Annotated in this window: 23 protein-coding genes, 2 tRNA genes and 1 pseudogene; 5 read left to right on the top strand and 21 right to left on the bottom strand. The window is 59.6% G+C overall.

What is annotated here, in order from left to right; translation table 11 throughout:
• Positions 1-225, top strand: a pseudogene (locus QNJ86_RS06520) (hypothetical protein); the annotation flags it as partial.
• A 277-nt stretch (positions 226-502) separates the two neighbouring features.
• Here QNJ86_RS06520 and QNJ86_RS06515 read toward each other — a convergent pair.
• The 10 genes from QNJ86_RS06515 to QNJ86_RS06470 form a co-directional block, all read right to left on the bottom strand.
• Positions 503-808: a hypothetical protein gene (locus tag QNJ86_RS06515; RefSeq protein ID WP_283831792.1), complete on the bottom strand. Its 306-nt coding sequence runs from the start codon at positions 806-808 to the stop codon at positions 503-505.
• Between the two features lie 315 nt (positions 809-1123).
• Positions 1124-1735: a 50S ribosomal protein L17 gene (gene rplQ, locus QNJ86_RS06510; protein ID WP_283831791.1), complete on the bottom strand. Its 612-nt coding sequence runs from the start codon at positions 1733-1735 to the stop codon at positions 1124-1126.
• A 13-nt stretch (positions 1736-1748) separates the two neighbouring features.
• Positions 1749-2699, bottom strand: coding sequence for a DNA-directed RNA polymerase subunit alpha (locus QNJ86_RS06505; RefSeq protein WP_283831790.1), 951 nt, complete (start codon positions 2697-2699; stop codon positions 1749-1751).
• Positions 2700-2728: 29 nt separating this feature from the next.
• Entirely contained in the window at positions 2729-3355 is a 627-nt protein-coding gene (gene rpsD / locus QNJ86_RS06500; protein ID WP_283831789.1) for a 30S ribosomal protein S4, read from the bottom strand.
• A gap of 19 nt (positions 3356-3374) precedes the next feature.
• Positions 3375-3773 (bottom strand): 30S ribosomal protein S11, encoded by a 399-nt coding sequence (gene rpsK / locus QNJ86_RS06495; protein WP_283831788.1) that lies wholly within the window; start codon positions 3771-3773, stop codon positions 3375-3377.
• 11 nt (positions 3774-3784) lie between these two features.
• Positions 3785-4153, bottom strand: a complete 369-nt coding sequence (gene rpsM, locus QNJ86_RS06490) for a 30S ribosomal protein S13 (protein ID WP_283831787.1) — start codon at positions 4151-4153, stop codon at positions 3785-3787.
• A gap of 22 nt (positions 4154-4175) precedes the next feature.
• A complete protein-coding gene (rpmJ, locus tag QNJ86_RS06485; RefSeq protein WP_006363204.1) occupies positions 4176-4289 on the bottom strand; it encodes a 50S ribosomal protein L36 in 114 nt (37 codons plus the stop codon).
• 211 nt (positions 4290-4500) lie between these two features.
• Positions 4501-4719, bottom strand: a complete 219-nt coding sequence (infA, locus tag QNJ86_RS06480; RefSeq protein ID WP_009306918.1) for a translation initiation factor IF-1 — start codon at positions 4717-4719, stop codon at positions 4501-4503.
• 361 nt (positions 4720-5080) lie between these two features.
• Positions 5081-5154 (bottom strand) — tRNA-Gln (locus tag QNJ86_RS06475).
• Positions 5155-5222: 68 nt separating this feature from the next.
• Positions 5223-5298, bottom strand: a tRNA-Lys gene (locus QNJ86_RS06470).
• Positions 5299-5496: 198 nt separating this feature from the next.
• On the opposite strand from QNJ86_RS06470, the gene QNJ86_RS06465 reads away from it, so the two are divergent.
• From QNJ86_RS06465 to QNJ86_RS06455, 3 genes are read left to right on the top strand one after another with little or no spacing between them, the layout of a single operon-like run.
• Positions 5497-6027, top strand: coding sequence for a universal stress protein (locus tag QNJ86_RS06465; protein ID WP_283831786.1), 531 nt, complete (start codon positions 5497-5499; stop codon positions 6025-6027).
• Between the two features lies 1 nt (position 6028).
• Positions 6029-7297: an MFS transporter gene (locus QNJ86_RS06460; protein WP_283831785.1), complete on the top strand. Its 1269-nt coding sequence runs from the start codon at positions 6029-6031 to the stop codon at positions 7295-7297.
• Positions 7298-7303: 6 nt separating this feature from the next.
• Complete coding sequence (locus QNJ86_RS06455; RefSeq protein WP_283831784.1) at positions 7304-7624, top strand: virulence protein; 321 nt, start codon at positions 7304-7306, stop codon at positions 7622-7624.
• A gap of 426 nt (positions 7625-8050) precedes the next feature.
• Here the strand turns inward: QNJ86_RS06455 and QNJ86_RS06450 are convergent, their stop codons facing one another.
• The 10 genes from QNJ86_RS06450 to QNJ86_RS06405 all read right to left on the bottom strand — a co-directional run bounded on the left by QNJ86_RS06450 (position 8051) and on the right by QNJ86_RS06405 (position 21891).
• On the bottom strand, positions 8051-8656 hold the full coding sequence (locus tag QNJ86_RS06450; protein WP_283831783.1) for an HD domain-containing protein: 606 nt from the start codon (positions 8654-8656) through the stop codon (positions 8051-8053).
• A gap of 57 nt (positions 8657-8713) precedes the next feature.
• A complete protein-coding gene (locus QNJ86_RS06445; RefSeq protein ID WP_283831782.1) occupies positions 8714-10066 on the bottom strand; it encodes an ATP-binding protein in 1353 nt (450 codons plus the stop codon).
• A 104-nt stretch (positions 10067-10170) separates the two neighbouring features.
• On the bottom strand, positions 10171-11052 hold the full coding sequence (locus tag QNJ86_RS06440; RefSeq protein WP_283831781.1) for a putative manganese transporter: 882 nt from the start codon (positions 11050-11052) through the stop codon (positions 10171-10173).
• A gap of 182 nt (positions 11053-11234) precedes the next feature.
• On the bottom strand, positions 11235-14135 hold the full coding sequence (locus QNJ86_RS06435; protein ID WP_283831780.1) for an S-layer homology domain-containing protein: 2901 nt from the start codon (positions 14133-14135) through the stop codon (positions 11235-11237).
• Positions 14136-14752: 617 nt separating this feature from the next.
• Positions 14753-16387 (bottom strand): chaperonin GroEL, encoded by a 1635-nt coding sequence (groL, locus tag QNJ86_RS06430; protein WP_283831779.1) that lies wholly within the window; start codon positions 16385-16387, stop codon positions 14753-14755.
• Positions 16388-16492: 105 nt separating this feature from the next.
• On the bottom strand, positions 16493-16780 hold the full coding sequence (gene groES, locus QNJ86_RS06425) for a co-chaperone GroES (protein WP_283831778.1): 288 nt from the start codon (positions 16778-16780) through the stop codon (positions 16493-16495).
• A 233-nt stretch (positions 16781-17013) separates the two neighbouring features.
• Positions 17014-17850, bottom strand: a complete 837-nt coding sequence (locus QNJ86_RS06420) for a hypothetical protein (protein WP_283831777.1) — start codon at positions 17848-17850, stop codon at positions 17014-17016.
• 175 nt (positions 17851-18025) lie between these two features.
• Positions 18026-18766 (bottom strand): response regulator, encoded by a 741-nt coding sequence (locus QNJ86_RS06415; RefSeq protein WP_283831776.1) that lies wholly within the window; start codon positions 18764-18766, stop codon positions 18026-18028.
• Entirely contained in the window at positions 18766-20028 is a 1263-nt protein-coding gene (locus tag QNJ86_RS06410) for a sensor histidine kinase (protein ID WP_283831775.1), read from the bottom strand. The genes QNJ86_RS06415 and QNJ86_RS06410 overlap by 1 nt, the downstream gene beginning before the upstream one ends.
• A gap of 84 nt (positions 20029-20112) precedes the next feature.
• Positions 20113-21891: a LuxR C-terminal-related transcriptional regulator gene (locus QNJ86_RS06405; RefSeq protein ID WP_283831774.1), complete on the bottom strand. Its 1779-nt coding sequence runs from the start codon at positions 21889-21891 to the stop codon at positions 20113-20115.
• 184 nt (positions 21892-22075) lie between these two features.
• Between QNJ86_RS06405 and QNJ86_RS06400 the strand changes: the two genes are divergently transcribed.
• The gene (locus tag QNJ86_RS06400) at positions 22076-23587 is read left to right on the top strand and encodes an FAD-dependent oxidoreductase (RefSeq protein ID WP_283831773.1); all 1512 of its coding nucleotides are present in this window, start codon (positions 22076-22078) and stop codon (positions 23585-23587) included.
• Between the two features lie 211 nt (positions 23588-23798).
• Here QNJ86_RS06400 and QNJ86_RS06395 read toward each other — a convergent pair whose 3' ends face one another.
• Positions 23799-25316, bottom strand: a complete 1518-nt coding sequence (locus tag QNJ86_RS06395; protein WP_283831772.1) for an FAD-dependent oxidoreductase — start codon at positions 25314-25316, stop codon at positions 23799-23801.
• Between the last annotated feature and the right edge of the window lie 95 nt (positions 25317-25411).

Raw genomic sequence — 25411 nt, 5'->3', positions numbered from 1 at the left:
CAGGTAAGCCGCAAAGACCCCTACTTCAAAGACTATTACCTTGCTAAGAAAGCTGAAGGAAAGCACCACTATGTTGCTCTTTCTGGTGTTGCCCGCAAGCTTGCAGGAGTTATTCTCGTTCTCATGAAAGAGCAAAGAGCCTACGAACCAAGGCCTTCCATCCAGTCATCAAAAGCAGCCAAAACAAACGAGAAAAACCCCGAATTACCTATTGACTCTTTATAGCTGGACTACGGGGGTGGTGTGATCCGATGATCTGTTGGAGGTGGAAAAATACGTTGCCCTGCGTTTTCGCGCTTCGCGCGAACGGATGCTTCCCTAAAGGGACTAGGCGCTACGCGCCGTCGCTGATACCATCCTTACGAAGGTTACCTTTCAGGTAATATTTGTTTACTGGCTTCAGCCCTCCTCATAGTGATAGGGATATGGGTGTCTTCTGGCCTATTAGCTAGCGCGCGGCGCGTCAGTGTTTTGTGGGCGCCGACGCGCGAAATGCCTCGCTTTAGCGACTGGAATTGGCGAAGAGGTTGGCCATGGTTTCTCGGACGTGATCTACCATGACAGGGAGTTCGCGCCACACTTCGTCGGCGGCGCGGCGCGAGTGGTGCGCCACTTCGTCGCCGAGCCCCTGGACGCGATGACCCACGTCGCCAAAGGCATTGCCTGCATGCTTCCCCACTTCTCCAAAGGCAACGGATGTGTGCTTCCCCACCTCTCCGAACGCGGTTGGGGTGTGTTTCCCCACGTCGTTAGCCATGTCTTTCATGTGCCAGCTCACGTTGAGTTTGTCGGTGGGTGCGTCTTTCATAGCGGCCTCTTTCCTGCGAACGACAAATCGGCGAGCCGCCTGCGCCGCTCGCCCTCACCATGGTAAAACACCCCCACCCATGAAGGCGCAACCGCGCGGCAACGCGTTTTCGACGCATCGATGGCGCGACCCATGCGCGTAGAATGGAGTTGTAATAAAAAACCCTCCCCTACCTGTCAGGTTGACCGTAGGGCAAGGGCTCTGCCTTTGCCGTCAACTACCGTCTAACCTACAAGTTTCCCAATGTCGGGCGGCAAATAAAAAGCGAGGACCCGAAGGTCCTCGCTCTCATTCGTTCTCGTGGGTAGAAAAAGCCTATTCGGCCTTCTTCTCCTCAGCCTCGGCGGCCTCCGCGTTCTCAGCGGCGGCTTCCTCGGCCTTGTCAGCGGCCTCGGTGGCCTCTTCCTTAACCTCGGCCTCAACAGCCTCGGCCTTGGCCTCCTCGGCAGCCTCAGGCGCCTTCTCCTCAGCCGCGTCAGCCTTCTCCTCGGTCTTCTCGACCTTCTTCGGAGCGGCCTTCTTCGTCGCCTTCTTGGCGGCGGGCTTCGGCTCTTCCTTCTTCTTCACCGGCTCGGTCACCAGCTCCATGATAACCATGGGGGCGTTATCGCCCTTGCGGTTGCCCAGCTTCATGATGCGGGTGTAGCCGCCCTGGCGATCCTGGAACATGCCCTGCTCGACCTTCTCGAAGATCTCGCGCACCAGTTCCTTGTCACCCAGCTTGGCAATAGCCAGACGACGGGAATGCAAGTCGCCCTTCTTCGCCCAGGTGATGATGCGGTCAACATCAGGGCGGATCTCCTTCGCACGGGCCTCGACCGTCTTGATGCGGTCGTTCGCCAACAGCGCGCCCACCAGGCTCTTCTTCATTGCCTTGGTGTGGCTGGTGTCGGTGCCCAGCTTGCGCCCCTTCTTGTAGTGTCTCATGATCTCGTATCTCCTAAAGCTTCAAATTGAGGTCCATGGAAATGAGCTTGTCCTTCACTTCTTCAATGGACTTCGCACCAAAGTTCCTAATGTTCAGCAAGTCGTTTTCGGAGAACTCGACGAGCTGGCGGACGGAGTGGATGCCGGCGCGCTTCAGGCAGTTGTAGGAACGGACGGACAGGTCCAGATCCTCAATCTGCTTGTCCAGCTCGGCATTGGACTCCTGCCCCTCGGGCGCGAAGATGGACGGCACTTCGCCTTCCTCTTCGTCCACGATGTCGGACAGGCCCAAGAACGCCCCCATGTACTGGTTGATGATGTTGGCGGCGCGGCACACGGCCTCGGTGGGCGCGATGCTGCCGTCGGTCTCAACTTCCAGCACAAGCTTGTCGTAGTCGGTGCGCTGACCCACACGGGTATCGGTGACGTTCAACGTGCACCGGCGGACCGGCGAGAACAACGAGTCAACGTGGATGACGCCGATGGGGTCCTCCGTGCGCTTGTTGCGCTCGGCAGACACGTAGCCGCGTCCAACGCCGATACGAATCGTCATGTCCAGCTGACCGCCGTCCGCCACCGTTGCGATGACGTGCTCGGGGTTCACCAGCGAGAACTCCGTAGGAATTTCCAGGTCGGCACCCGTCACCGTGCAGGGGCCCTCGGCGGACACATGAGCCGTGGCCTCTTCGATGTCGTCGTTCAGCGCGGAGAACACCAGGCCCTTCACGTTCAAGACGATGTCGGTGATATCTTCGATGACGCCTTCGGCCGTCGTGAACTCATGCTGCACGCCCTCAATCTGAATGGCGGTCGCCTTAGCGCCGTCAAGCGACGAAAGCAGAACGCGACGCATGCAGTTGCCCAGCGTATAGCCGTAGCCACGCTCGAGCGGTTCGACGATGAAACGCGCGACAGTGTCGTTGACTTCTTCCGTTGTTACCGTAGGCCTCATGAACTCTGTCATGTTGGGTAAGCCTCCTTACTATGCCGCGATTACTTCGAGTAAAGTTCGACGATGAGCTGTTCGCGAATGTCCAGATCGATTTGATCGCGTTGCGGAAGCGCCAACACGCTGCCCTGCAGTTTTTCGATGTCAACCTCAAGCCAGGCCGGCACCTGCACACGCTCGTTGGAGATGAGCGCGCTCTTGATGACCAGCATGTCCTTGGCCTTCGGGGCCACAGCCACCATATCGCCCGCCTTCACGCGGAACGACGGGATGTCCACACGGCGGCCGTTCACGAAGATGTGACCATGACGCACCTGCTGACGAGCCTCGGCGCGCGACTTGGCAAAGCCCAGACGATACACCACGTTGTCCAGACGGCTTTCCAGGATGCGCAGCAAGTTCTCACCCGTAACGCCCTGCTGACGACCAGCGATTTCGTAGTAGTGATGGAACTGCTTCTCCAGCACGCCGTAGATACGCTTGGTCTTCTGCTTCTCACGCAGCTGCAGACGGTATTCGCTTTCCTTCACACGCTTTTTGCCGGCTTCGCCCGGCGCGTAGTTGCGGCGCTCGATCGCGCACTTGTCGGTGTAGCAGCGGTCGCCCTTCAGGAAGAGCTTCGCACCTTCACGACGGCACAAACGGCAGTCCGCTCCAGTATAACGAGCCATAATACTTCGATCCTTTCAGTTACACGCGACGACGCTTGCGCGGACGGCAACCGTTGTGCGGAATGGGTGTGCAATCCTGGATGCTGGAAATTTCCAGACCGGCGGCCTGCAGCGAGCGGATAGCCGTCTCGCGACCCGAACCCGGGCCCTTGACGAACACCGCCACCTTGCGCAGTCCGTGCTCCATAGCCGTTTTCGCGGCGGCCTCAGCGGCCATCTGCGCGGCGAACGGCGTGGACTTGCGGGAACCCTTGAAGCCCACGGTGCCCGCGGACTGCCAGGAGATCACATTGCCCTGGGGATCGGTGATGCTAACAATGGTGTTGTTGAACGTAGATTTAATATGAGCGGCGCCCACAGCAATGTTCTTACGCTCAGAACGCTTGATGCGCGTGCGCACGTTTTTCTTAGCTGCCACTTCTCGCTACCTCACTTCTTCTTTCCGCCGATTTGCTTCCGAGGCCCTTTTCGAGTGCGCGCATTCGTGTGCGTGCGCTGTCCGCGAACGGGCAGGCCACGACGATGGCGCAGGCCACGGTAGCAACCGATCTCCATGAGGCGCTTGACGTTCTGAGACACCTCGCGGTGCAGGTCGCCCTCCACCTTGATGTTCTCCTGAATGTAGTCACGCAGCTTGGACAGATCGTCCTCCGTGAGGTCCTTGACGCGAACGTCGGGATCGACGCCGGTGTCGGCGAGGATCTTCTTGGAGGTGGTCAGGCCAATGCCGTAGATGTAGGTCAAGCCGACTTCAATGCGCTTATCGCGAGGAAGGTCGACACCAACAAGACGTGCCATAGGTTATATCTCCTCTTTCTTCCTAGCCCTGACGCTGCTTGTGGCGCGGGTTCTCGCAAATGACGAGCACCTTGCCATGGCGTCGGATGATTTTGCACTTGTCGCACATTTTCTTGACCGAAGGACGTACCTTCATAATCATTTCCTTTCGGTTATGCACATACGATATCTATACACACGTCCAGCCGCAGACGATAGTTTTCCTACTTACGTGCTTGCGTATCTTGCCTTGCTTGTCTTGCTGATGCCGCGTTCGCTTGCAGAACAGCACGGGGCGGCCCCACTTCCGCGCCGAAGAGCGCACAAAACCTGCACACCCTCTTCAAAGGGCGCACAGATAATTGCGCTTACTTGAACCGGTAGGTGATACGCCCACGGTTCAGATCGTAGACGGACAGCTCCACCGTCACTTTGTCACCCGGCAAAATCTTGATGTAGTGCATACGCATCTTGCCGGAAATATGGGCCAATATCTTGTGGCCGTTTTCGAGCTCCACCCTAAACATTGCGTTCGGCAACGCTTCGAGCACGGTCCCCTCGAGCTCGATAACATCTTCTTTGGTCAAAAGTGCTCCTTCAAGCAAATCGTCAGTAAACAGCAACCATAGATGATATCAAAAAAGATATCGTTTTGGCAAAAGATTTGCACACGAGCGCAAAAAACCGACAAACCGTCGGTTCGAAGCTACCTGCATGCCAGGCGTGCGGCTTTTCTGCCGCGCAGTACGTGCCCGTGCAAGGGGCGCGACCGCCAGGTATTCGCGCGAGTGCGCAGCCGCCTTGTCGGCTTTGCGGACGCGGATGCGTCCTAGGGAGCGCCTGAAAGCGCGTCCTTCCTTCCTGCCTGCCCTGCCCGCTGCCTGCCAGGCACGGTGCCGGGCTCCAAATACCGAGCGAACCACGGCACGGGTTCGCCTGAGATTTGTTTGGCTGGGCCACCAGGATTCGAACCTGGATAGCTGGTACCAAAAACCAGAGTCCTGCCGTTGGACGATGGCCCAGTGGGGAGCAGGTGCGCGTTCGCTGTGCGCCCGACCGCGTGGGCCTGGACGCGCGGGTTGCAAGAAAATGGTGGGCCGTGAGGGAATCGAACCCGCGACCTTGGGATTAAAAGTCCCCTGCTCTACCAACTGAGCTAACGGCCCACGTCTGCAATGCGCAAGCACTCATTCTAACGGTGAGGCGTTGCGCGGTCAATGAGGAAATATATCTTCACCACGTTCTTTTGAAACGCGTAGGGTAGTTTGAAATGTGTCCGTAACATTGTCTGTGCAGGCGAGGGGTAGAATAGGTTTGTTTGCTCGTGCGGCGTGCGCCGCCCATTTGAAAGGCCGTGATCAACCATGTGGTTCACCAAAGCGCTTGTTGCCTACGACGGATCGTCCCCCTCGGCAAAGGCCATTGACCTGGCCCGCGGCATGGCCGCGCAGGACCCAAACATGGAATTCGTGTTCGTGCATGTAATGAAGCTGATGGCGCTGGGCACGGGCGCGGAGGGCGTGCTTATTGAAGAGGCGAACCGCGTGTATGGCGTGCTGCAAGACATTGCCGCGTCGCTGCCGAACAAGGCGCATGCGCACCTGCTGAAGGGCTCGTCGCCCGCCGATCTCATTTTGAAGTGCGCCCACGACGAGGGCTGCGACCTCATTATTATGGGCAGCCGCGGCATGGGTGGCGTGCGCGGCTACTTAGGCAGCGTGAGCCACGGCGTGGTGCAGGGCTCGCCGGTGACCGTGCTTATTGCGAAGGGCGCGCCGGAGGGGGAAGCGAGTGCGGAAGCGCCGGGCGCACCGGGCTCGAAGAGTACGCAGGTGGAAAGCGCTGATGCCACGGGTGTGGACGCCGATACCTGCGGCGAAAGGACGGCGCGTTAGTATGTCTTCAGCCGCGAAGGCGAAACTTTGGACCAAGGACTTCACGCTGGGCACCGCTGTGAACTTCCTGCTGATGGTGAACTATTACGGCCTCATGGTAGTGGTGGCCGACTACGCGCTTAAGACGTATCACGCGCCTGCCGCCACGGCGGGCCTTGCCGCGAGCATCTTTATTATAGGTGCATTGGCGGCGCGCCTCGTGAGCGGGCGCATTATGGACAAGGTAGGACGCAAGCGCCTGCTAGTTATGGGCGCGGTGGGCGAAGTGGTATTTTCGCTGTTGTACCTGGCGGGGCTGGGGTTTGCACCGCTGTTCGCCATTCGCCTTCTGCACGGCTTTGCGTATGGCACGTGCTCCACCACCATCGGCACCATTGTGACGGCACTCGTACCAGACGCGCGCAAAGGCGAGGGCGTGGGCTACTACATGCTGTCCGTCACATTAGGCGCGGCCATCGGGCCGTTTCTGGGGATGTTTCTCACGCAGAACGCGGGCTTCTTTGTGCTGTTCATTACGACGGCGGTAGTGGCGGCGCTGTGCTTACTGGCTTCCGCACAGCTGCGCGTGCCGGAAGCCAACCAGACAAGCGATGAGCGTATCGAGGAAGCCGCCGAGGACATTGCACGCGACGAGCGCACCGAAGGCGCTGGTGACTTCCGCGTGCCGCGCTTCGACGTGAAGAACTATCTGGAACCCAGCGTGCTTCCTATTAGCGCGGTATGTGCGCTCTTGTTCTTCTGCTATTCGAGCCTGCTTGCGTTTCTGACGCCGTTTGCCGCGGAGAACGGGTTGGCGGAGCCGGCGAGTTTCTTCTTTGTGGTGTACGCCATTGCCACGTTCGTGACGCGTCCGTTTACGGGGAAGCTGTTTGACCGCAAGGGCGATCGCGTGGTGATGGTACCGGCGTTTATCGCGTTTATCTGCGGCATGGCGCTTTTGGCCACTGTGCACCGGGCGCCAGCCATGCTGATTGCTGCGGCGCTTTTGGGCTTCGGCGTGGGCACCGTGCAGGCAAGCGGCCTTGCGCTGGCCGTGCGCCTCGCCCCCGACGAGCGCCTGGGCCTGGCGAACTCCACCTTTTACATATTATTGGATGTGGGCGTGGGCATTGGCCCCCTTGCGCTGGGCGCCGTGCAGCCGCTGTGGGGCTACCGCGGCCTCTTCGACGCCATGGCCGGCGTAGCCATAGTAGCTCTCGCCGCCTACCTCTTCGTAAGCCGCAAACGCGGCACCATGCGCCAGAAATTAAAGGCGCAGGAGCGGGAATGAGATACCATGAGCCCTACCCGACATTCTCGACGATTGGATGAAGCGATGTACGCCATAGCGTTCGACCTTAAAATAGACACCCTCAAGGACGCGTACGGCGAGCCGTACAACGGCGCCTATGCCGAAATCCAGCGAGAACTTGAAGATTTGGGATTCACCTGGGCGCAAGGAAGCCTGTATCTGACCGATGAGGGGAATGAACTGGTCGCGGTATTCAACGCTATCGAACGCTTGCGCCAGATTGACTGGTTCTGCAAAAGCGTCCGCGACATCCGCGCCTTCAAGGTAGAAAGCTGGTCAGACTTTACTCCTAAGTTCAAAGAGTAGCAGGGAACGTCCCTGGCAACCCACAGGTTGCCGTAAGACAAAATGTGACGCGCTGTCGCGCTGGCTAATAAGCCACAAGTTTTCTCGCATCCCTTGCCTTACGACGCGGGCTGACTGACTTGAAGGCGTCGACTTACAAGAAGCATAACCTCCGTAGGGGCTTTCTCCAGAAAGCCCGTTCGCGCAAAGCGCGAAAACGCAGATCATGGTTGAGTTCTCCGCCTTCGGCGGAGAGGGCGCTTCGTGAAGCGCCCCTACGAAGGTTACCTTTTTAGTTAGATTTATCGTACATGAATGAACCCTCGTCATAGTGATAGGGAGGGCAGTCGTCTCGTGGCGTAATCAGTAGCGCGATAGCGCGTCACACTTTTACGGCAAGGGGCGAAGCCCTTGCCGTACAGTCAACCTGGCGCCTGGTGGGTTAGGTTACTCGGCGGCGGGTTGGAAGGTGTCGCGGTCGGGGGCGAAGGATTGCATGGCTTCTATGGTGCGGGCGAAGAGTTCGTCCAACTCCCAGCCGAGCATCTCGGCGCCGGAGCGAATGACCTCGCGGCTCACGCCAGCGGCGAAGCGCTTGTCCTTGAACTTCTTCTTCAGCGACTTCACCTCAAAGTCCATGACGCTCTTGCTGGGACGCATGACCACCGCCGCGCCGATAAGGCCTGTAAGTTCTTCGGTGGCGAACAGGATCTTCTCCATCTGCAACTCGGGCTTGGGCAGCTCGGGGTTGAAGTCGGACGTGTGGCTTTGAATGGCGCGAATGAGTTCGGGAGAACCACCAGCGGCCTCAATGTCCTTCGCGGCATAGATGGTATGCAGCTCAGGCTCGTCGTCGTGCTCTTCCCAGTCGAGGTCGTGCAGCAGACCCACGATGCCCCAGAATTCCTCGTTCTCCGGGTCGTACTCGCGCGCGAAGTAGCGCATGGTCTGCTCCACCGTTTCGGCATGCTCAATGTGGAACGGATCCTTGTTATGCTCCTTCAACAGCGCAAACGCATCCTCGCGAGAAATCCCCGCCTCCAACGTAGCCATAACGCCCTCCTTTTGATTCCAACAGCACATAACTTTTGTCACGACGTACTATAAACCTTACCGACCTTGGAGAAACCACTTCCATGCAGGCACTACGGAAATGCGCCCTTCTGGTACCTCAATTTCCCGCTCTTCCGTTTTCGTAATTACCGTACCTTGGCTCAACTTTGTCAGCTGCATGGCTGTCCGAAGGTTCTCGATCTCTCGTTTGTAGCGCTTCGAGGGTAGTGAGTCCAATGAGCCGAGGTCAGCATCTACTGACACCTGAATTAACTGATGCTGCTCGCAAAGAGCCACATCGCCCACAACAAAATCCACCTCAGGACATCCAGCAGCGCTATAACTTGCAATGGCGTTCATTCGGTTCTGGCCAAAGCGCCTCTTCAATTCAATAAATACTGCCGTCTCCAAACGCTGGCCCTCGTCAAGATGACTGGCTGGAGCCACCGCGAGAGATAACCCGGGATCGACCGAATATACCTTGTAGGAAGATTTCGGATTGTCCTTAATGGATAAGGTGTAGTCACTCACTTTGAACAGGAGGTGAGCATCCTCTAAATCATCCAAAAGTGCATATAACCGCTCGTCAGAAACAGCGATGCCCGCGCTGCGTAAATCTTTCACTTGCTTATTTACCGAAAACTTGAGCCCTGTCGACCTGAGAGCAGTGCGCGCAAACCGATCTGCCACGCGAAACGACGCCGTTCCAAAACGCTCAAGCACGTCCTTCGTGACAATCTCAGACGCATAACCTTGCAGAAGTCTGACGCGTTCGAGAACTGGTTGTTCCTGAACAGCAGGAAAACCCCCCACTTCAAGATACCTGTCAAATGCCACCTCAAAAGTCCCACGCTCTTCGGCGGTATAAACCCCATCGCGTTTTTTTGTGCCAATGCCTTTGAATTGACAAAACTCGCGAAAACTCAGCGGCCACATCTCCCACGAGAGAGAACGACCCCTAAAGTTAGTGGGAATATCAGAAGAAAGCATTTTTGACGACGACCCCGTAAGCACTATGGTGACGTTGTGCTGCTCAGAAATCCTCCGTACAAAATTTGTCCAGTAAGGAACATCCTGTATTTCGTCAAAAAAGAGATAGCAACCCTCACGTGCCTGCGGCACAAGTTTGTAATACGCATCAAGCAAATCGGAAAGCACTTGGTCTGAAAAGGGCATGATGCGCTCGTCGTCGAATGAGAAGTGGAACATCCGCTCTTGGCTTACACCTTTACGCTTGAGTTCGTCCATAAGCTGATACATGAAGAATGTTTTTCCGCAGCGGCGTACACCAATGATGGAGTGGATGATGTTGTGACGCCCCGGTTCAGGGAGCGATAAATCAAACCCCTCCCGTGGTGAATAGGGAGGCAACGTGAATTCAAGGTATTCCGCTACAAGCGACTCATACATATTTGTCCAATCTTCTTCGGAAAGCGAAGAAGATTATAGCTTATCTTCTTCGGAAAGCGAAGAAGATATGGGTGGTTCTTCTTCGCTTTCCGAAGAAGATGGGGTTAAAACACGATGCCGAGAGCGTTGGCGAGGAGGCCCCAGATGACGCCGGTGGCGTAGAGGCCGGCTACAATGGCGAGGTTTTCTTTGACGTGGCGGTTCGTGCGGAAGAGCACGAGCAGGCCCACGCCCGCCGACACGAGCAGGCCCGCAAGCATCGCACCCGAACTGAGCACGCCTTCCACGTACAGCTGCGCCACCACGATGCTGGCCGCACAGTTGGGTACGAGGCCCACCAGCGCCGCGCCGAACACCGCAAGTACTGGGTTCGCGCCGAGGAATTCGCCGATGACGTCCTCCCCCACCACTTCCAGCACGCCGTTCAGCACCAGCGTGATGATGAACACGAAGATGGTCACTTGAAGCGTGTGCTTGACCGCGCTTTTGAAGATGCCGCCCTCGCCGTCGTGGCAGTGGCAGTGCTCCTGCTCGCAGAGGTCGTGGATATGTAGCGGCATGTCGATGCGGCGCGCAATGCGCAGGCCCGCATCCACGAGAAAGCCCATCACCATGCCAATGATAATTTTCACGCCGAGAATTTTCAGAATGACCACGAGCGGCACTTGCTCGGCCAAGAAAATGGGCAGCATCTCGTCTGACGTGGACAAAAACACTGCGAACAGCGTCCCCAGCGTAATGACGCGCCCCGCCCAAAGTGTTGCCGCCGCAGCGGAGAACCCGCACTGGGGCACCACGCCCACCACCGCACCAATAAACGGCCCCGCCGCGCCCGCGCGCTGAATAGCCGCCTCGGTTTTGCCGCCAGTCTTGTGCTCAAGCCACTCCATTGCGAGGTAGGTAATAAGTAGAAACGGGATAAGGTACAGCGTGTCGGCAATCGAGTGCTCAAGCACGTGGCCGATGATATGTAAGGCTTCTTCCATAGCGATTCATTGTATCCCAACGCGCGCCCAACGCCCGGCGCGTCGCCGAACGGTCATCAAACCCAAACGCACGCGGGGCGGACAAAGCGACCCCGGATGTTCATCGACACCCAGGGTCGCTCGATTATTCCGCGAGGGTCTGCCTCAAGGCCGTCCATCGCAGGACTTTGTCTTACCTCAGCTTAGGCAATTTCGTATGCGTCGCTGAAGCGATGCAGGATGGCAGCTGCCTGCTCGCGCAGCGTAGAGCCCTGAGGCACAAGGTTGCCGTCATCTGTGCCACGGATAAGCTGTTCAGCGTTAGCCCAAGCCATCACGTTCGCTGCCCAGTCGCTTACGCTTTCAGCATCGCCGAACTGAGACAGATTGGCGCTGCCTGTTACATCATAGCCCTTAAACGACGAATAGTTGTACAGGATAGCCGCCATCTGCTCGCGGGTAACCGGGTCGTTCGGGCCAAACGTGTTCGTGTCATCATAACCGTTTACCACACCATTTTCGGCAGCCCAAGCAATTGCGTTGGAGTACCACATGCCAGCCTCCACATCGCTAAAGGTTGAAGCAGCCTCAGGTGCAACTTCGCCTTCGAGGCGATGCAGAATGGTTACCAGCATGCCACGAGTAAGCGTTTCCTTAGGCGCAAAGGTGGTGTCGGAGGTGCCCACAATCATGCCCTTGCTAAACACAAATGCGATGTCGTCAAAGAAGATGTTGTCCTTCTCCACGTCGACGAACGGAAGAACGGTTTCCGTCCACTTCGCATACACCGTGGTGTCAGCCGTCAGCTTGACAGAAGTTACCTTGGTGGAAAGCGCCTCATCAGAATACCAACCCTCAAACGTATAGCCTTCACGCGTAGGCACAAATTCTGCGAGGTCAACGGTGGTACCAGACGTTTTACTGACAGCATCAATGCTGCTGCCACCATTGGTGTTGAAGGAGAGCTTGTAGGTGGCAGTCACGCCGCCCGTGCCGGGAACAGAGGTCTTTTTTTCTGCCGCAACGAACGTCGAGAGATGTGTAGTAGAACCCGTAATGATGCCAGTAATACGGTCATACTTAATAGTTTCGACGCCCGCATCGCTCAAGGCGTCATTACCCTCAACATAGAACATCTTGGGGTTACGCGCGCCCGTGCCGATATTGAAGGAGAACTGGATGGGTTTTTCGGTAAGGCCTTCGATAGGAACCGGTGTTGGGTCGGCGGCGTCACCTGTTACAATGGTGACTTCGATAGCACCAAACTTTGCGCCTGCACTAGGGGCAGATGCGTCGATGCTAGCCTTATCAACCTTGCTCACGTTTACGATTGCAGAAGAACCTGATTTAACCTCTTTTGCGATCTCCTCAAGAGCCTTGCCTGAAAGCGATACGTTAGCAGCATTGGTCTTGAGTACGACAGCTTCAACCTTTGAAGTACCAGCATCGACAAGCGCGTTTATCGTGGCCTCGGGAAGCGTAATCACTGCCTTAGTGACATTCTCTACAGGATTACCAGTGTTTTCATCTTCGGCTACGGCATCAATCTTAATCGTAGGTTTGTTTTCTCCCCCATTTGTTTGAGGAATAGAACTTGAATCAATTGTTACTTCTGCCGTCGTCCCATCGTTCACGGTGACTTCGTTGTCAGTAGCCTTCTTGACAAAACTGACCTCGTTTTTGTATGTAGCAGTACCCGTATGCTTTTTAAAAGTATCAGCGTCAAGGGTACTCGAAGTAGTGCCATCGGCTACCTCGACAATGCTAATCGTGATATCACCAGACTGGCTTGAAACCAGGAAGTCGAGGCCCTCCTTAAGAAGGGTTTCACCCTTATACACTCCCATCTTGGTATTATCAGAAAATGCATTCGCACCATAAGCATAGTTCAGCGCTGGATTTTTTTGCATGATTGCATAGGATTTAGCGCCGTCAAGGTTAGTGAAGTCCAAGTGAGCGAAAGCAAGTTCCTTGTCACCCGCCACCTTGTATTGGGTCGTACCTTCAATCTGGCTAAACAGGGTGCCGAAGTCACGTACTATATTGAATTCAGTAGAACCCTCTTCGCTGTTATCCATTACATAGGTAGCAGGATCCACGGTTCCTGATAGTGGAGTATCGATCGTAGCACCCTGAACTGAACCAACCATACTCGGTTTGGTTTCCCCGAAGTACACCTCATTGGCATTCGCTACGACTGATTTGCCGTCGCTCTGATAGGCTGCGCAGTTTTCGGCAATATAGTCACTCGGGTCAGACGTGAACGTGCCACCGGTGATTGAAATTTTGCCAGCTTTTTTTGCATCGACCGTATTGTCTTCGGCAATAGCGACCAATCCAGTATAGGTGCCACCTTCGATTGTCACGCTCGTATTGCCCTTGTAGGCGCTATTATCAACAACCGCGATTGCGTAACCTTGTGTGGAGGTACCATTGGAGTTGGCCTTATGCGTAGGTTCACCCTTATGATTACTGGTGAATGTTGGGTCGCCTGTAATAGCGATTGTACCCGACTTCGCCTCGAGGGCCGTCGTACCTTCAATCCTGCCGCCAGAAATATTCAGGGCACCCTTCTGAGGATGATAAATACTTACATCCTTCTTAGATTCGACGACTGCGCCGTTATAGATGTTGATTTCCGTTTCCTTATACTTAGCAAGACCGTTGCCACTAATTGCGGTTGCTTCGCCCGCCACTGAAATAGTACCGGACAACTCAAGCACCTGTTTGTTATTCTCACCGATGAGTGTAACGCCGTAGCAATGCTCCGAAGATATCGTGACATCGCTCCCAACGACAAGCTTGGCTACGCTATCGTCGCCGGAAACGAGAATGACTGAACTGCCCGACGCAAATTTGCTGTCTTCCCCTCCCTTATTGGCAGACACCGTGCCCTGGCCGGTAAGGGTTAAGGTACCGCCATTAACGCGGATGGCGCGACAATCTGTACTCGCAATAGCATACTTGTTTAGATCGATAGTAAGATTTTTGGTGGTCGTGATGGTTTCGCTCAAAGCTATATCAGCTTGCAAGCTAATGGTAGCGCCGTTTTCCGCTTTATCGATAGCTTCCCCGAGGCTCGCATAGCCAGTACCACCAATCATGGCAACAGGTTGCCCTGTAACTCCGTCCTCAGTCGCACTATCAAGCGTTTCTAGTGCACTAGTGCTTTGAAGGCCCCCCCCCCCCCGGCGTTCGCAGCGTAGGCAGCCATGGGCGTTAGGCTCATGAGCATGGTCACGCTGAGAAGAGCGGGAAGTGCTCTACTTCTAAACTTCATGTTTCTCCTTCCATTGATTCTGCTCCAGTTTCTCCCCTACATGACATACCCCAGACACATCACCTCCTTTGAAAAGGGTGTAACAGGCATGAACTCATTTAAGTATACTCCATGCCTGACGCTTAGCAATAAGTGGTGGTGGGTTTCGGCATTGAGAAACAGGTGAACATACGCACGCGGGGCGGCCGAAGCCGCCCCGCATTCCGAGTTAGTGTTGTGCGCCCAAGCGCAAGACGCCTGCTGACCACCCCCAGGTTGTTTGATAATTCTCCCAGGTCGTTCGTAGTGTCAGCGAGGAGCGTTCTGGCGCCGAAGATTCGTGGGATCGCGAGGGCGCCGCGTACTTTGGTACGCAAGCCCTCGGGATCGCGCGAAGATTCGGTGCCAGAACGCTCCGCAGCGTCGAGTCGTTCCGCCGGCCGGAAGGCCGGCGGAACAAAATTACATCATGCCGCCGCCCATGCCACCGGCTGCGGCGGCGAGAGCTGCGGGATCGGGATCCTTGGGGATGTCGTTGATGGTGGCCTCGGTGATGAGGATGAGGGCCGCCACGGAGGCTGCGGACTGCAGTGCCGTACGGGTCACCTTCACCGGATCGTTCACGCCCATCTCAATCATGTTGCCGTACTCGCCGTTGGCGCAGTTCAGGCCTTCGCCCTTCGGCATGCCCTTCACGCGCTCCACAACGACGCTACCCTCGAAGCCCGCGTTCTGGGCGATGGCGCGCATCGGCGCCTCGATGGCCTTGCGGATGATGGCAACACCCACCTCTTCGTCCTTGTCGGCCACTTCAAGCGCCTCCAGCGTGGGCAGCGCATCCACCAGCGCCACGCCGCCGCCAGCAACGATGCCCTCTTCCACTGCCGCGCGGGTTGCCTGCAGAGCGTCCTCAATGCGGGACTTCTTCTCCTTGAGCTCGGACTCGGTCGCAGCGCCCACCTTGAGCACCGCCACGCCGCCGGAGAGCTTCGCCAGACGCTCCTGCAGCTTCTCGCGGTCGAAGTCGGAGTCGACGCGCTCCAGCTCAGCGCGAATCTGGCTGATGCGATCCTCGATGTCCTTCTTGTCGCCCGCGCCGTCAACGATAAGTGCGGTGTCCTTCGTCACCTTCACGGTCTTGGCGTGGCCAAGCATCTCAATCTTGGCGTCGGCCATGGTCATGCCGAAGTCCTTGTCGATGACCTGGGCACCCGTGACAGCCGCGATGTCCTCCAAGATGCGCTTGCGGCGGTCGCCGAAGCCGGGGGCCTTGATGGCGACGCAGTTGAACGTGCCGCGCAGCTTGTTCAGCAGGATGGTAGCCAGCGCCTCGCCCTCAACGTCTTCCGCGACGATGAACAGCGGGCGACCGGAGCGCATGATTTCCTCCAGCAGCGGCACCATGTCCTGGATGTTCGTGATCTTCTGGTCGGTGAGCAGGATGAAGGGGTCGTTCAGCACGGCCTCCATCTTCTCCATGTCGGTGGCCATGTAGGGAGAAATGTAGCCGCGGTCGTACTGCATGCCCTCAACAATGTCCAGCTCCAGGTCAAACGACTGGGCGTTCTCTTCCACAGAGATAGCGCCGTCGTTGCCCACGGCGTCCATGGCCTCGGCAATCTTCTCGCCGATCTCGGCGTCGCCGGCGGAAATGGTGCCAACGTTGGCAATCTGCTCCTTGGTGGACACGGGCGTTGCGTCAGCCTTGATGGCGTCAACGATGGCGTCCGTGGCCTTCTGAATGCCGCGGCGAATGCCAAGCGCGTCAGCGCCAGCGGTGACGTTGCGCAGGCCCTCGCTCACAATGACGTCAGCCAAGAGCGTAGCGGTGGTGGTACCGTCGCCCGCCACGTCGTTCGTCTTGACGGCAACCTCGCGCACCAGCTGGGCGCCCATGTTCTCTACCGGGTCCTCCAGCTCAACTTCCTTAGCCACGGTCACACCATCGTTGGTGATGGTGGGCGCGCCGTAGGACTTCTCAAGCGCCACGTAGCGGCCCTTGGGGCCAAGCGTCACCTTAACAGCGTCGGAGAGCTTGCTCACGCCGGCAGCGAGCGCGCTGCGTGCATCGGCGTCGAACTTAATGTCTTTAGCCATGTTCTCTCTATCCTTTCAACTGCGTTGTTGTTACCTGAGGGAATGTTCGGCTGTGTGCCGAAAACGGGCGGCGCGATGGTCGCCTTTACGCTTCAACCTGCGGATTTATTCGAAGACCGCGTACAGATCGTCGGCGCGCAGGATCATGACATCCTCGCCGTCGATGTGCACTTCGGTTCCACCGTACTTGCCGTACAGCACCTTGTCGCCCACCTTCACGGGCACAGGCACCAGCTTGCCGTCCTTGTCCATCTTGCCTTCGCCCACCGCGAGCACTTTGCCCGTCTGGGGCTTTTCCTTCGCCTCGGTCGCGAGATACAGACCGGATGCCGTCGTCTCCTCAGCCTCGTCCTGCTTGATGATGACGCGATCACCCAATGGTTTCAAATTCATAACGCTTCCTTCCTTCCGTCCGTCTCATGTCCGAAACTGGTTGAACACGTTTGCTCATTTAACCACTCGATTGTCTTGACTGCTAGCACTCAGAGGTAACGAGTGCTAAACAGTGCGTTATCATAGCAGCCCTGTCACTGAATGCAAGCGAATTTGAGAAAATGTGAGCGTCCTTGACTAAGGTTGTACCGAATCGCCAAACTTTCGCCACATTTCGTTCGAGCGGGCGAAGGCTAGCGGGGTTCCTTTGCGTACGCGAGAAGCGCGCCCGAACCTGAGCGCAGATTGGCTACTACCTTCCCCAGCTCCTCCGCAGCGGTGAGCGCCATCTCAGCGCCCTGGGGGGTGAGCCCAACTTTCTGTACGTAGTCTTCGCTGACGTATCCCGCGCTGAATCCGGCGAAGAGTTTGTTGCGCAAGCGCGTCACCAGTTTGGACACTTCCGCAGGCTCAACGCGCAGGGCGTCGGCCATAAACTCGAAGGAAGCGGTAACGCGGTGGAGCCTCAGCAGTACGAGGCATTGGGCTTCCGTGAACGCGAGGCCAGTGACGGGCAGACCCACCTCGTCCCAGCGCTGTATCAAACCCATGAGCGCGATGAGACACGCGGGGGTGAGCATCGTATGACAGCAGGGGTCGAATTCCAGATCACTCACACCCAAGCGGCCCGCCGCCAGACTGAGCGCCTTGGCCATGCCTTCCACCCCTTCGAGCAAGCGGGCGCGCTCGGCGGCCTCTTCCAGGCACTGATACGCCACCTCAAACCCGGTGGTAAGTGTTGCGCTGGCCCGGTCTGTCTCACGCAGTTGCAGATTTCGACGACCGGCGTGGGCGTAGGACTTTTCCACCAAGCCGTTGTGCGCAAGTTCGCTGGCCGCAAGGCTGGCGGCGCGGCCCGAGACGAAGACATGGGGCGGAAACGCCGCCAAGGGAAGCGTTCCTTCATGCGAATGCACGGACGCCAAGAGGCAAAACGCTTTCAGCGAAATGCCGCACGCCTGATCGAGCCCACGCTGAAGCGACCGGCGTGCGTCGTCCACCGCCGTAGCCGCGTGCAGCGTCACTTCCATAGACGCTTCGGCTTGCTGCGTTTCTTCGTCGCGTTTGACGGCCGTCTCCTCTCCTTCGGTGCCGCTTTAGCTGTGCCTTATGAAACTCGGACTATATCACACACGCATATAATTATAGCTGAGGTTAGCAAAAGATGAGTGATAAACGATGGTATACCGCCGAAGGCCGGTGCCTTTACCGTATAGAGGGGCGAACCAAACCGCCTTCGTAAGCCCTCACCACGAGCTGTGCGCGGTCGTGAGCCTCCAGCTTCGCCATGACGCGAGCCAGGTGGGTTTTCACCGTGGCGGGAGAGATGAACAGATCCTGCCCTATTTCGTCGTTCGTGAGGCCGCGCGCCACCAGCGTGAGGATTTCACGTTCGCGCTCGGTGAGCGCAGACAGGCTTCCGGCAGCGGTAGCGGGCGACACCGCGGGGCGCGAGCGCACGAAGGTTTCCACGAGGCGGCGCATGACCGAGGGCTGAATGAGCGCGTCACCTGCGGCTACTACGCGCACGGCCGAAGCGATGTCATCGGGTTCGGCGTCTTTCAGCAGAAAGCCGCCTGCGCCCGCGGCCAGAGCGTCGTACACGTATTCGTCGATGTCAAACGTCGTGAGAATGAGCACGCGCACGTCGGCAAGCGCGGGGTCGCTCGTGATAGCGCGCGTGGCCTCGATGCCATTTTTGTGCGGCATGCGAATGTCCATGAGCACCACGTCGGGGTGCAGACGCCGCGCCAACTCCACCGCTTCCTCACCGTCGCGCGCCTCGCCCACAATGGTGAACCCGTCGTAGGACGACAGGATGAGACGAAACCCACTGCGCACGAGGTCTTGATCGTCGGCCACCACCAAACGCAGGGGCTGCTCATCCGCGGCGCGGGGCCACGTATCCTTCGTCTGCGCGTGCGCTTCGCTCATACGACGTTCCATCAGGAGGTTCCTTTCTCCGCTGCCAGCGGCAGGCGCGCCTCAACACGAAACCCGCCAGGTGTGCGCGGCCCGGCCGAGAACGTGCCGCCCAACAAACTGACGCGCTCGGCCATGCCGGCGATGCCGTGGCCGCCGGTGCGGCGGGCGGCCTCGGGCGCGGGGCCGGGGCCGTGCTCAGGTGCCGCCGCCGCGCCAGCTCCGTCATCTTCCACAACAAGGTGTGCCGCCGTGGGCTCAACCGTGAGGCGAATGGTGGCCGTGTGCGCGTTCGCGTGACGCACTATATTTGTAACTGCCTCGCGCGCGATGCCGAAAAGCGCCACGTCCACGAACGCGGGAACGAGCGCGCGGTCGTAGCCTTGCGTGTCAAGCGTGGCCTGCACGCCGGCGCGTTCCAGGTAGGCCGCGAGATCAGCCAGGCGCTCGGTGCCCGCGGTGGGTTCTGTTTCGGCCGCGTCGTCGCCGTGGCGCAGCACGCCAATCATGCCGCGAATTTCCTCCAACGCGTCTTTTGCCGTGGTGCGCGCCGTGGCAATGGCCTGCTTCGCGGCCACAGGGTCGCGATCAATGAGGCGCTCGGCTGCGGCAGCCTGAATGCTGACTGCGGACAGCGAGTGGGCCGTGATGTCGTGCACCTCGCGCGCAATGCGCACGCGCTCCTGCTCAACGCGTCGCGCGGCCTCTTCCTCACGCGTTCGCTCGGCCTCAAGCGCGCGCTGCTCGGTGGCCGCCACGTAGGCCCGGTGCGTGCGGTACGCGTAGCCGCCAAGCGCCGCCGCCACTACAAGCGTTATGTTCTGGAAGCGCGTGAAGAAGGCGAGACTGGCCGTGCGCGAGGGCGCGTCCGCGAACAGCAGCCCCACCACGGCAAGCACGACCGCCACCACCGCCTCGGTGCGGCCGCGCTCGCACGCAATGGTGTAGAGCGCCACCACGGGCCCCACAATGGTGAGCGAGAACCCGCGAAACGCATCTTGCAGCCCCAGGAAGGTGACCAGCACAAACAGAAACACCGGCCACGGGAACCGCCGCCGTACCGCCAGTGGGAGCGTGGTCAGCGCCAGCGCCACAAACACCGACAGCGTGGGCACCACGTTCACCATGCCCAGATACTGGCGCAGCGCCATGTCGGGAATGACAATGGACGACGCCGTGAGCATGAGTTGCCCGCAGCCAAACAAAAACGCCGCCACGGCCACGGCAGCGTCGATGGCCCAGTCCTTAGGCGCGAGGGGGCGGTTGTGTACGAGGAAGTTCTCCATGGGCCCATGGTACGCGACCCACGGGGCGCGCGCCATACCCTCGGCGGTGTATTCTCGCGCTTCGTTGGTTCACGCGGGCACGCCTCAGTGGGTGCGTTCGGCCTCCACCAGGTCGATGAGCTGCTGGCGCGTGTGTACGTCCAGCTTCGCGTAGAGGTTGCGCACGTGGCTGCGCACGGTGTTTTCGCTCACGAACAGCGTGGTGGCAATGTAGGCATTCGTGCGGCCGCGCGCCAAGTAGCCAAGGATTTCGGCCTCGCGCTCGGTGAGCCCACCGCGCTCCGCCAGCCGCGCACACCGCGCGTCGAAGGCGGCGTCATCGGTGGGTGCTGCAGGGGAGCTTCCTTCCGCAGCGATTGCCGGCGCTTCGCCGGTTGCCCCGCCGGCGGCAAGCCCACCGGCGGCACCTTCCCCACCCTCCGGAAGGTTACCCCGGGCGGCTCCCCGCGCCTCTCCGCCCGCTCCCTCGGCGCCGCGGCGACGGCGACGGTCACGCGACACCAGCACGGCTGCCAGCGACAGTGCATAGATCACGGCCATGATAACCACCAGGTAGCGCATGGTGTCCTCGGCCTCACCGAACAGCCCGCCCGGCGGCAGTGACCCAAACGTGTAGCCCGTCACCAGCGCCACCGCCAAACACACCCGCGCAAGCGCCGCCGCGGCTCCCATCAGCACATAGGGCGACACGCGCCGCTCGTGCGCCGTTTCCGCCACCACGTAGGTCACCAACAGCGCAATAAAGTAGTAGCTGCCCAGAAGCACCAGGCTGAAGAACAGGTTGTACTGCTCGCCCAGAAATGGCAGGAACACCAGAAGCGACGCAATCACGGGCATGACCAGGCGGAAGGCCGTCGACACGCGCGGTATGCGCTGCACGACAAACACCACAATGCAGAAGGCCGCCACGCCCGTAAGCATGCCCGCCACCGACACCGTGTCCGACCCCGCAAATTCAATGGAACCCGCCAGCATGAAGCTGTTGAGCAACCCGATGACGGCCTCCATCACGCAGAACACCACAATGGAGTTGCCCAGCTCCAAGAACGCATCGCGATACGACCCGCGCCCCGCCGGGCGCGCCGGGCGCACGGGGTGCACCTTCGCCCGCTCGCCCCCGCCAGCAAGGCCGCCCACTTCCCCGCCGCGCTCGCCTTCCGCCTGCGCCCGCAGCACGCGGCGCACGTAGTACGCGCACCACGCCATCACCGCCAGCACCACGCAGCTTGCCACCATGCGCGCGCCGCTGGAAAGCGTCGACAGTGACGAGGACGTCACCACGTTCACCAGCATGCTGAGCGCAATCTGCGTCACGATGGCGCGCGGGTCTTGGCACGCAAGCACCTCCACCCACACAAGCGACAGCATGACCGATGCCACGCCGAACAGCACCCCCGGCAACAGCAAGGCAAAGTCCGACGGCATCCACGAGAACACGCCGAAGAGTGAGCACACGTTCGCCACCAGCAGCAACACGGTGGGCACCACGTAGGGCATGGACAGCGGCGCCAGGCGGCCGCGCAGCGTGAGCGCAATGAGAATGAGGGCGCACACCACTACCGCACACGCCACCACCACGTTGAAGAAGAGGTCGGGCACGAACAAAAACGGCGCTTCCACCGACGCGAACGCCGACAGATAGGAGTTCGCGTTCACACCACGAAACAGCCCATACCCCAACACCACCGCAACGGGAAACCCCCACGGCAGGGCCGGGCGCGGCTGCGCCTCTCGCGAGCGCTCGTCCGCGCGCCCCTGCACCCCGGTTGCGCATCCTGCGGTGCGCTGTTCCTTCCCCTGTTTGTTCATGGGGGACATAATAGCGGATTCGCGCCCCCACGTGGGAAAAACCGTGCGTCCCATCCGGCAGAACATCAATATAGTCCGAAACGGACGGTGACGAAATGCAGCGCCGGACGTATGGTGGGGCCACACCGCGCGGAGGGCGCGGAGAGCAATAGGGAAACCGCGAACGGGGCGCACGCAGCCGGCACGCAAAAGGCGGCGCGCGAACGTGGGCGCGGGCCCAGCGAGAGGGAGGATCACTATGAAATCCAATGGACTGAATCGCCGCGACTTCTTGAAGGCGGCCGTCGCCTCGGGCGCTGTACTGGTGGCGGGCGGAGCGCTCGCCGGCTGCGCGCCAAGCGGCGGCGGTAACGCCGGCGGCTCGGGTGACGCAACGGGCGCTGAGAACCTCGTGGGCGTGACGCCCGTGTCGTTCGAAGACGAAACCGACGTGCTCATTTTGGGCACGGGCATTGCGGGTTTGTCGGCCGCCATGGACCCGGTGGAAGCCGGGCACAAGGTGATGCTGGTGGACAAGCTGGACCGCGTCGGCGGCGAGAGCTTCATCGCCTGCGGCGTTATGAACGTGTCGGGCTCCAAGATACAAAAGGCCGCCGGCATTGAAGGCGACCCCGAGGAAAAGTGGCAGAAGTACTTGCCCGTTCTCGAGAAAAAGGGCGAAACCGACGACATGGACTACAAGCACAACGTCTATGTCTACCAGACCGAATGGGCCGACCGCGTGGCCGATGATTACGGCGCCAAATTCCAGCCGCTTGAGGCCTACAAGGATACGGGCGCTCCCACGTCTATGCTGCTGCCCGAGCACGGCATTGGCGACATGACCACGGTGCTGAGCCCCTTGCAGAAGGGCCTGGAGCAGAAGGGCGCCACCTTCAAGCTGAACCTGCGCGCCACAAACTTCATCGTTGACGCTGCGGGCGACCCGGTGGGCGTGCGCTTCAACGACGAAAAGAACGGCCGCAGCAAGGACATCAAGGCCAAGAAGATTATCGTGGCTACGGGCGGCTTCTCCTGCAACCAAGAAATGGTGTCGATGTACGTGCCCAGCCAGCAGCGCCTCGGGCCGCTGACCGTGAACTCCATGGGCGAAGGCCATCAGATGTGCAAGGCACTCGGCGGCTCGTATATGCACATGGATATGGAAGCGAACCTGATGAGCGACCTCGCACAGGTCACCGTGTGGGGCTACTTCGGCCCGAACGTGCAGGTGACGCCCCAGGGCAAGCGCTTCATCAAGGAAGACCAGAGCCACGACTCACCCACGGCATGCTACGAAGGCGGCTTCGGCTACTGGTGGACCATCTTCGACAACCAGCTGATGACCGGCAGCCAGGCGTGGAACGTTGAGATGAACATGAAGAACAACGCCGACCGCCTCGTGGGTCCGTGCGAGACGCTGGACGACCTGGCCGCAGCCATGGCCGTGCCCGCCGACGCGCTGAAGGAGACATTCGCGAAGCACGACGCCGCGGTGGACGCCGGCGAGGACACCGAGTTCGGCAAGAAGCTGTTCCTGACGAAGCTTTCCGCGCCGTTCTACGCGATGAAGCACTTCCCCTACCGCTACAAGACCCATGGCGGCATGAAGATTACCACGGATAGCCAGCTCACCGACAAGGACGGCAACCCCATCGCCAACGTGTACTGCTGCGGATCCACCGTAGCCGACAGCGGAAGCGACCTTAGCCCCAACGCCGCCAGCGGACTGATCAGCGGCAAGGCCGTCGTCGAAGCCCTCAAGGCGTAAACCCTCCCCCGACGACTCGGCTCCTCCTCTCGAACGCTCCCGGACCTGCAAGTTCGGGGGCGTTCGCCTGTGTGGGGAGGGGTGTGGGCAGGTTGACCGTAGGGCAAGGGCTCTGCCCTTGCCGGCAACTGCGTTGACCTGCACGTTTCCTCATGCTGAGCGGCAAAGGTAGAATCTTTGCCCTACGGAATAGTAATACGGAGCACGTTGGCTAGGACGCTGCGGTGTCGGCCTCGTCGAGCGCTTTTGCCACGGCGCGGCCCACGATGAGGCCGAAAGCCCCGTTCGTGGCCAGGCCCGCCACGCTGCCCGCCGCCACCGAACCGCAGCAGTACACGTTCGGAATCACCGAGCCGGACGCTTTCAGTAAGCGCCCGTCGCCGTCGGTGCGCGCGCCGCCGCGCGTCTTGTAGCGCACGGGAAATTGCTTCAACGCATAATAGGGCGGCTCGATCTTCTGGAGGTACGCCACGCGGCCGAAATCAGGATCCTTGCCTTCGCTCACCAGGTGCTCGTACTGGGAAAACGCGTCCTTCAGCGTGTCGGCGGGCACGCCGAGACCGCCTGCCAGGGCCTCCACATCGTCGAAGGGCCCCACCAGACGCTTCGCGTTTTTGGCCGTGACCTGGGCGACGCTGTGCGCCTGCGCTCCGGTGGAGAGCCCCTGACCAAACACCGTCCACCAGTATCCGCGCTCGTCGGCCGCGCACGCGTTGGCGGCGGCATTCACGTCGTCCTCGCGCGCGAAGCGATGCCCCAGCGCATCCACAATGAGCACGGGGCCGAAGAGCCCCCAGGCTGCCACCTGCGGCAAGTCGCTGGTGAGCGGCGCGGCCTTGTCCATGTCGTTTAGCTGGCCGCCCAGATACGCGCAGAGTTTCTGCCCTTCACCCATCGACGCGGTGGTGTAGCAGCCGATGCGCTCCTGCGACGGCACATTGGCATGCACGAGCGGCTGACTGCTGGCAAACCCACCCGTGGCCACCACCACCAGGCGGGCGCGCACATCCACCGGGGCGTTTGTCTTCACATCGCGAAAGCGCATGCCACAGACGTTGTCAGCCTCATCCAGGATGAATGCCGTGCCGCGCACGCCGGTGGAGAACGTCGCGCCTTTGGCGGTGAGGCCGTCGCGCAGCGGGGTCATGACGCTTTCCATGTCGCCGATGCCACGTTTGGGAAGCAGAATGCCCGACGGGCCACCATTCTGCACGTAGTCGCGCGGGTCTTCGAACTGCGCGCCGTAGGTGTCCACCACATGGTCAACCCAGTCGGGTGCCGCCAAAAACAGACGCTTGGCGAAATCGAAGTCGGTCACGCCCGCGTCGGCGAACTCCTGCTTGCGGGCATCCCATGCCTGATCAGCTGTTACGCTGATGCCCGCTTCTTTCTGCACGGCACTACCCGACACGTGCATCACGCCCGTTGAGGCATAGCTTTCGCCCCCGAGTAAGTCCAGCTTCTCCGCAATCAGAACCGAGCGACCCGCCTCAAGCGGAGCCATGGCCGCCGACAACCCGGCAATGCCGCTGCCCACCACGAGCACGTCCACATCGGAGGTGAAGGAAACCGCCGGGTCGTCGGCCACCTGCGATGTGGCGTTTTCTTCCTCGGACGAGGGAGGCGCAAGTGGCGCGGGCACATCGGTACCGGAGCAGGCGGCAAGGCCCCCGGCAGCAGCCAGGACGGCAGAGGTGCCTGCAAGCTTGAAGAAGGCCCGGCGTTCCATGAGGTAAGCGCTCCTTTGCGAAGAGGGATTTTGCGGTGTCAGCGCCGAGTATAGTGACGCGCGCCTCCCCCTACCGCGACACACCGCCCTTGTCA

The sequence above is a fragment of the Gordonibacter faecis genome, assembly GCF_030077735.1.
GTDB classification, from domain to species: domain Bacteria; phylum Actinomycetota; class Coriobacteriia; order Coriobacteriales; family Eggerthellaceae; genus Gordonibacter; species Gordonibacter faecis.
This window is presented reverse-complemented; position numbering and strand designations above follow the sequence as displayed.

Coding starts and splice junctions, on each gene's coding strand:
- QNJ86_RS06440 (WP_283831781.1), bottom strand. CDS start 11,052: ATGGAAGAAGCCTTACATATCATCGGCCACGTGCTTGAGCACTCGATT.
- QNJ86_RS06395 (WP_283831772.1), bottom strand. CDS start 25,316: ATGGAACGCCGGGCCTTCTTCAAGCTTGCAGGCACCTCTGCCGTCCTG.
- groL (WP_283831779.1), bottom strand. CDS start 16,387: ATGGCTAAAGACATTAAGTTCGACGCCGATGCACGCAGCGCGCTCGCT.
- QNJ86_RS06445 (WP_283831782.1), bottom strand. CDS start 10,066: ATGTATGAGTCGCTTGTAGCGGAATACCTTGAATTCACGTTGCCTCCC.
- QNJ86_RS06435 (WP_283831780.1), bottom strand. CDS start 14,135: ATGATTGGTGGTACTGGCTATGCGAGCCTCGGGGAAGCTATCGATAAA.
- QNJ86_RS06405 (WP_283831774.1), bottom strand. CDS start 21,891: ATGGGACGCACGGTTTTTCCCACGTGGGGGCGCGAATCCGCTATTATG.
- QNJ86_RS06450 (WP_283831783.1), bottom strand. CDS start 8,656: ATGGCTACGTTGGAGGCGGGGATTTCTCGCGAGGATGCGTTTGCGCTG.
- groES (WP_283831778.1), bottom strand. CDS start 16,780: ATGAATTTGAAACCATTGGGTGATCGCGTCATCATCAAGCAGGACGAG.
- QNJ86_RS06455 (WP_283831784.1), top strand. CDS start 7,304: ATGAGCCCTACCCGACATTCTCGACGATTGGATGAAGCGATGTACGCC.
- QNJ86_RS06410 (WP_283831775.1), bottom strand. CDS start 20,028: ATGGAGAACTTCCTCGTACACAACCGCCCCCTCGCGCCTAAGGACTGG.
- QNJ86_RS06400 (WP_283831773.1), top strand. CDS start 22,076: ATGAAATCCAATGGACTGAATCGCCGCGACTTCTTGAAGGCGGCCGTC.
- rpsM (WP_283831787.1), bottom strand. CDS start 4,153: ATGGCACGTCTTGTTGGTGTCGACCTTCCTCGCGATAAGCGCATTGAA.
- QNJ86_RS06505 (WP_283831790.1), bottom strand. CDS start 2,699: ATGACAGAGTTCATGAGGCCTACGGTAACAACGGAAGAAGTCAACGAC.
- rplQ (WP_283831791.1), bottom strand. CDS start 1,735: ATGAGACACTACAAGAAGGGGCGCAAGCTGGGCACCGACACCAGCCAC.
- QNJ86_RS06415 (WP_283831776.1), bottom strand. CDS start 18,766: ATGGAACGTCGTATGAGCGAAGCGCACGCGCAGACGAAGGATACGTGG.
- QNJ86_RS06420 (WP_283831777.1), bottom strand. CDS start 17,850: ATGGAAGTGACGCTGCACGCGGCTACGGCGGTGGACGACGCACGCCGG.
- QNJ86_RS06515 (WP_283831792.1), bottom strand. CDS start 808: ATGAAAGACGCACCCACCGACAAACTCAACGTGAGCTGGCACATGAAA.
- QNJ86_RS06465 (WP_283831786.1), top strand. CDS start 5,497: ATGTGGTTCACCAAAGCGCTTGTTGCCTACGACGGATCGTCCCCCTCG.
- QNJ86_RS06460 (WP_283831785.1), top strand. CDS start 6,029: ATGTCTTCAGCCGCGAAGGCGAAACTTTGGACCAAGGACTTCACGCTG.
- rpsD (WP_283831789.1), bottom strand. CDS start 3,355: ATGGCTCGTTATACTGGAGCGGACTGCCGTTTGTGCCGTCGTGAAGGT.
- rpmJ (WP_006363204.1), bottom strand. CDS start 4,289: ATGAAGGTACGTCCTTCGGTCAAGAAAATGTGCGACAAGTGCAAAATC.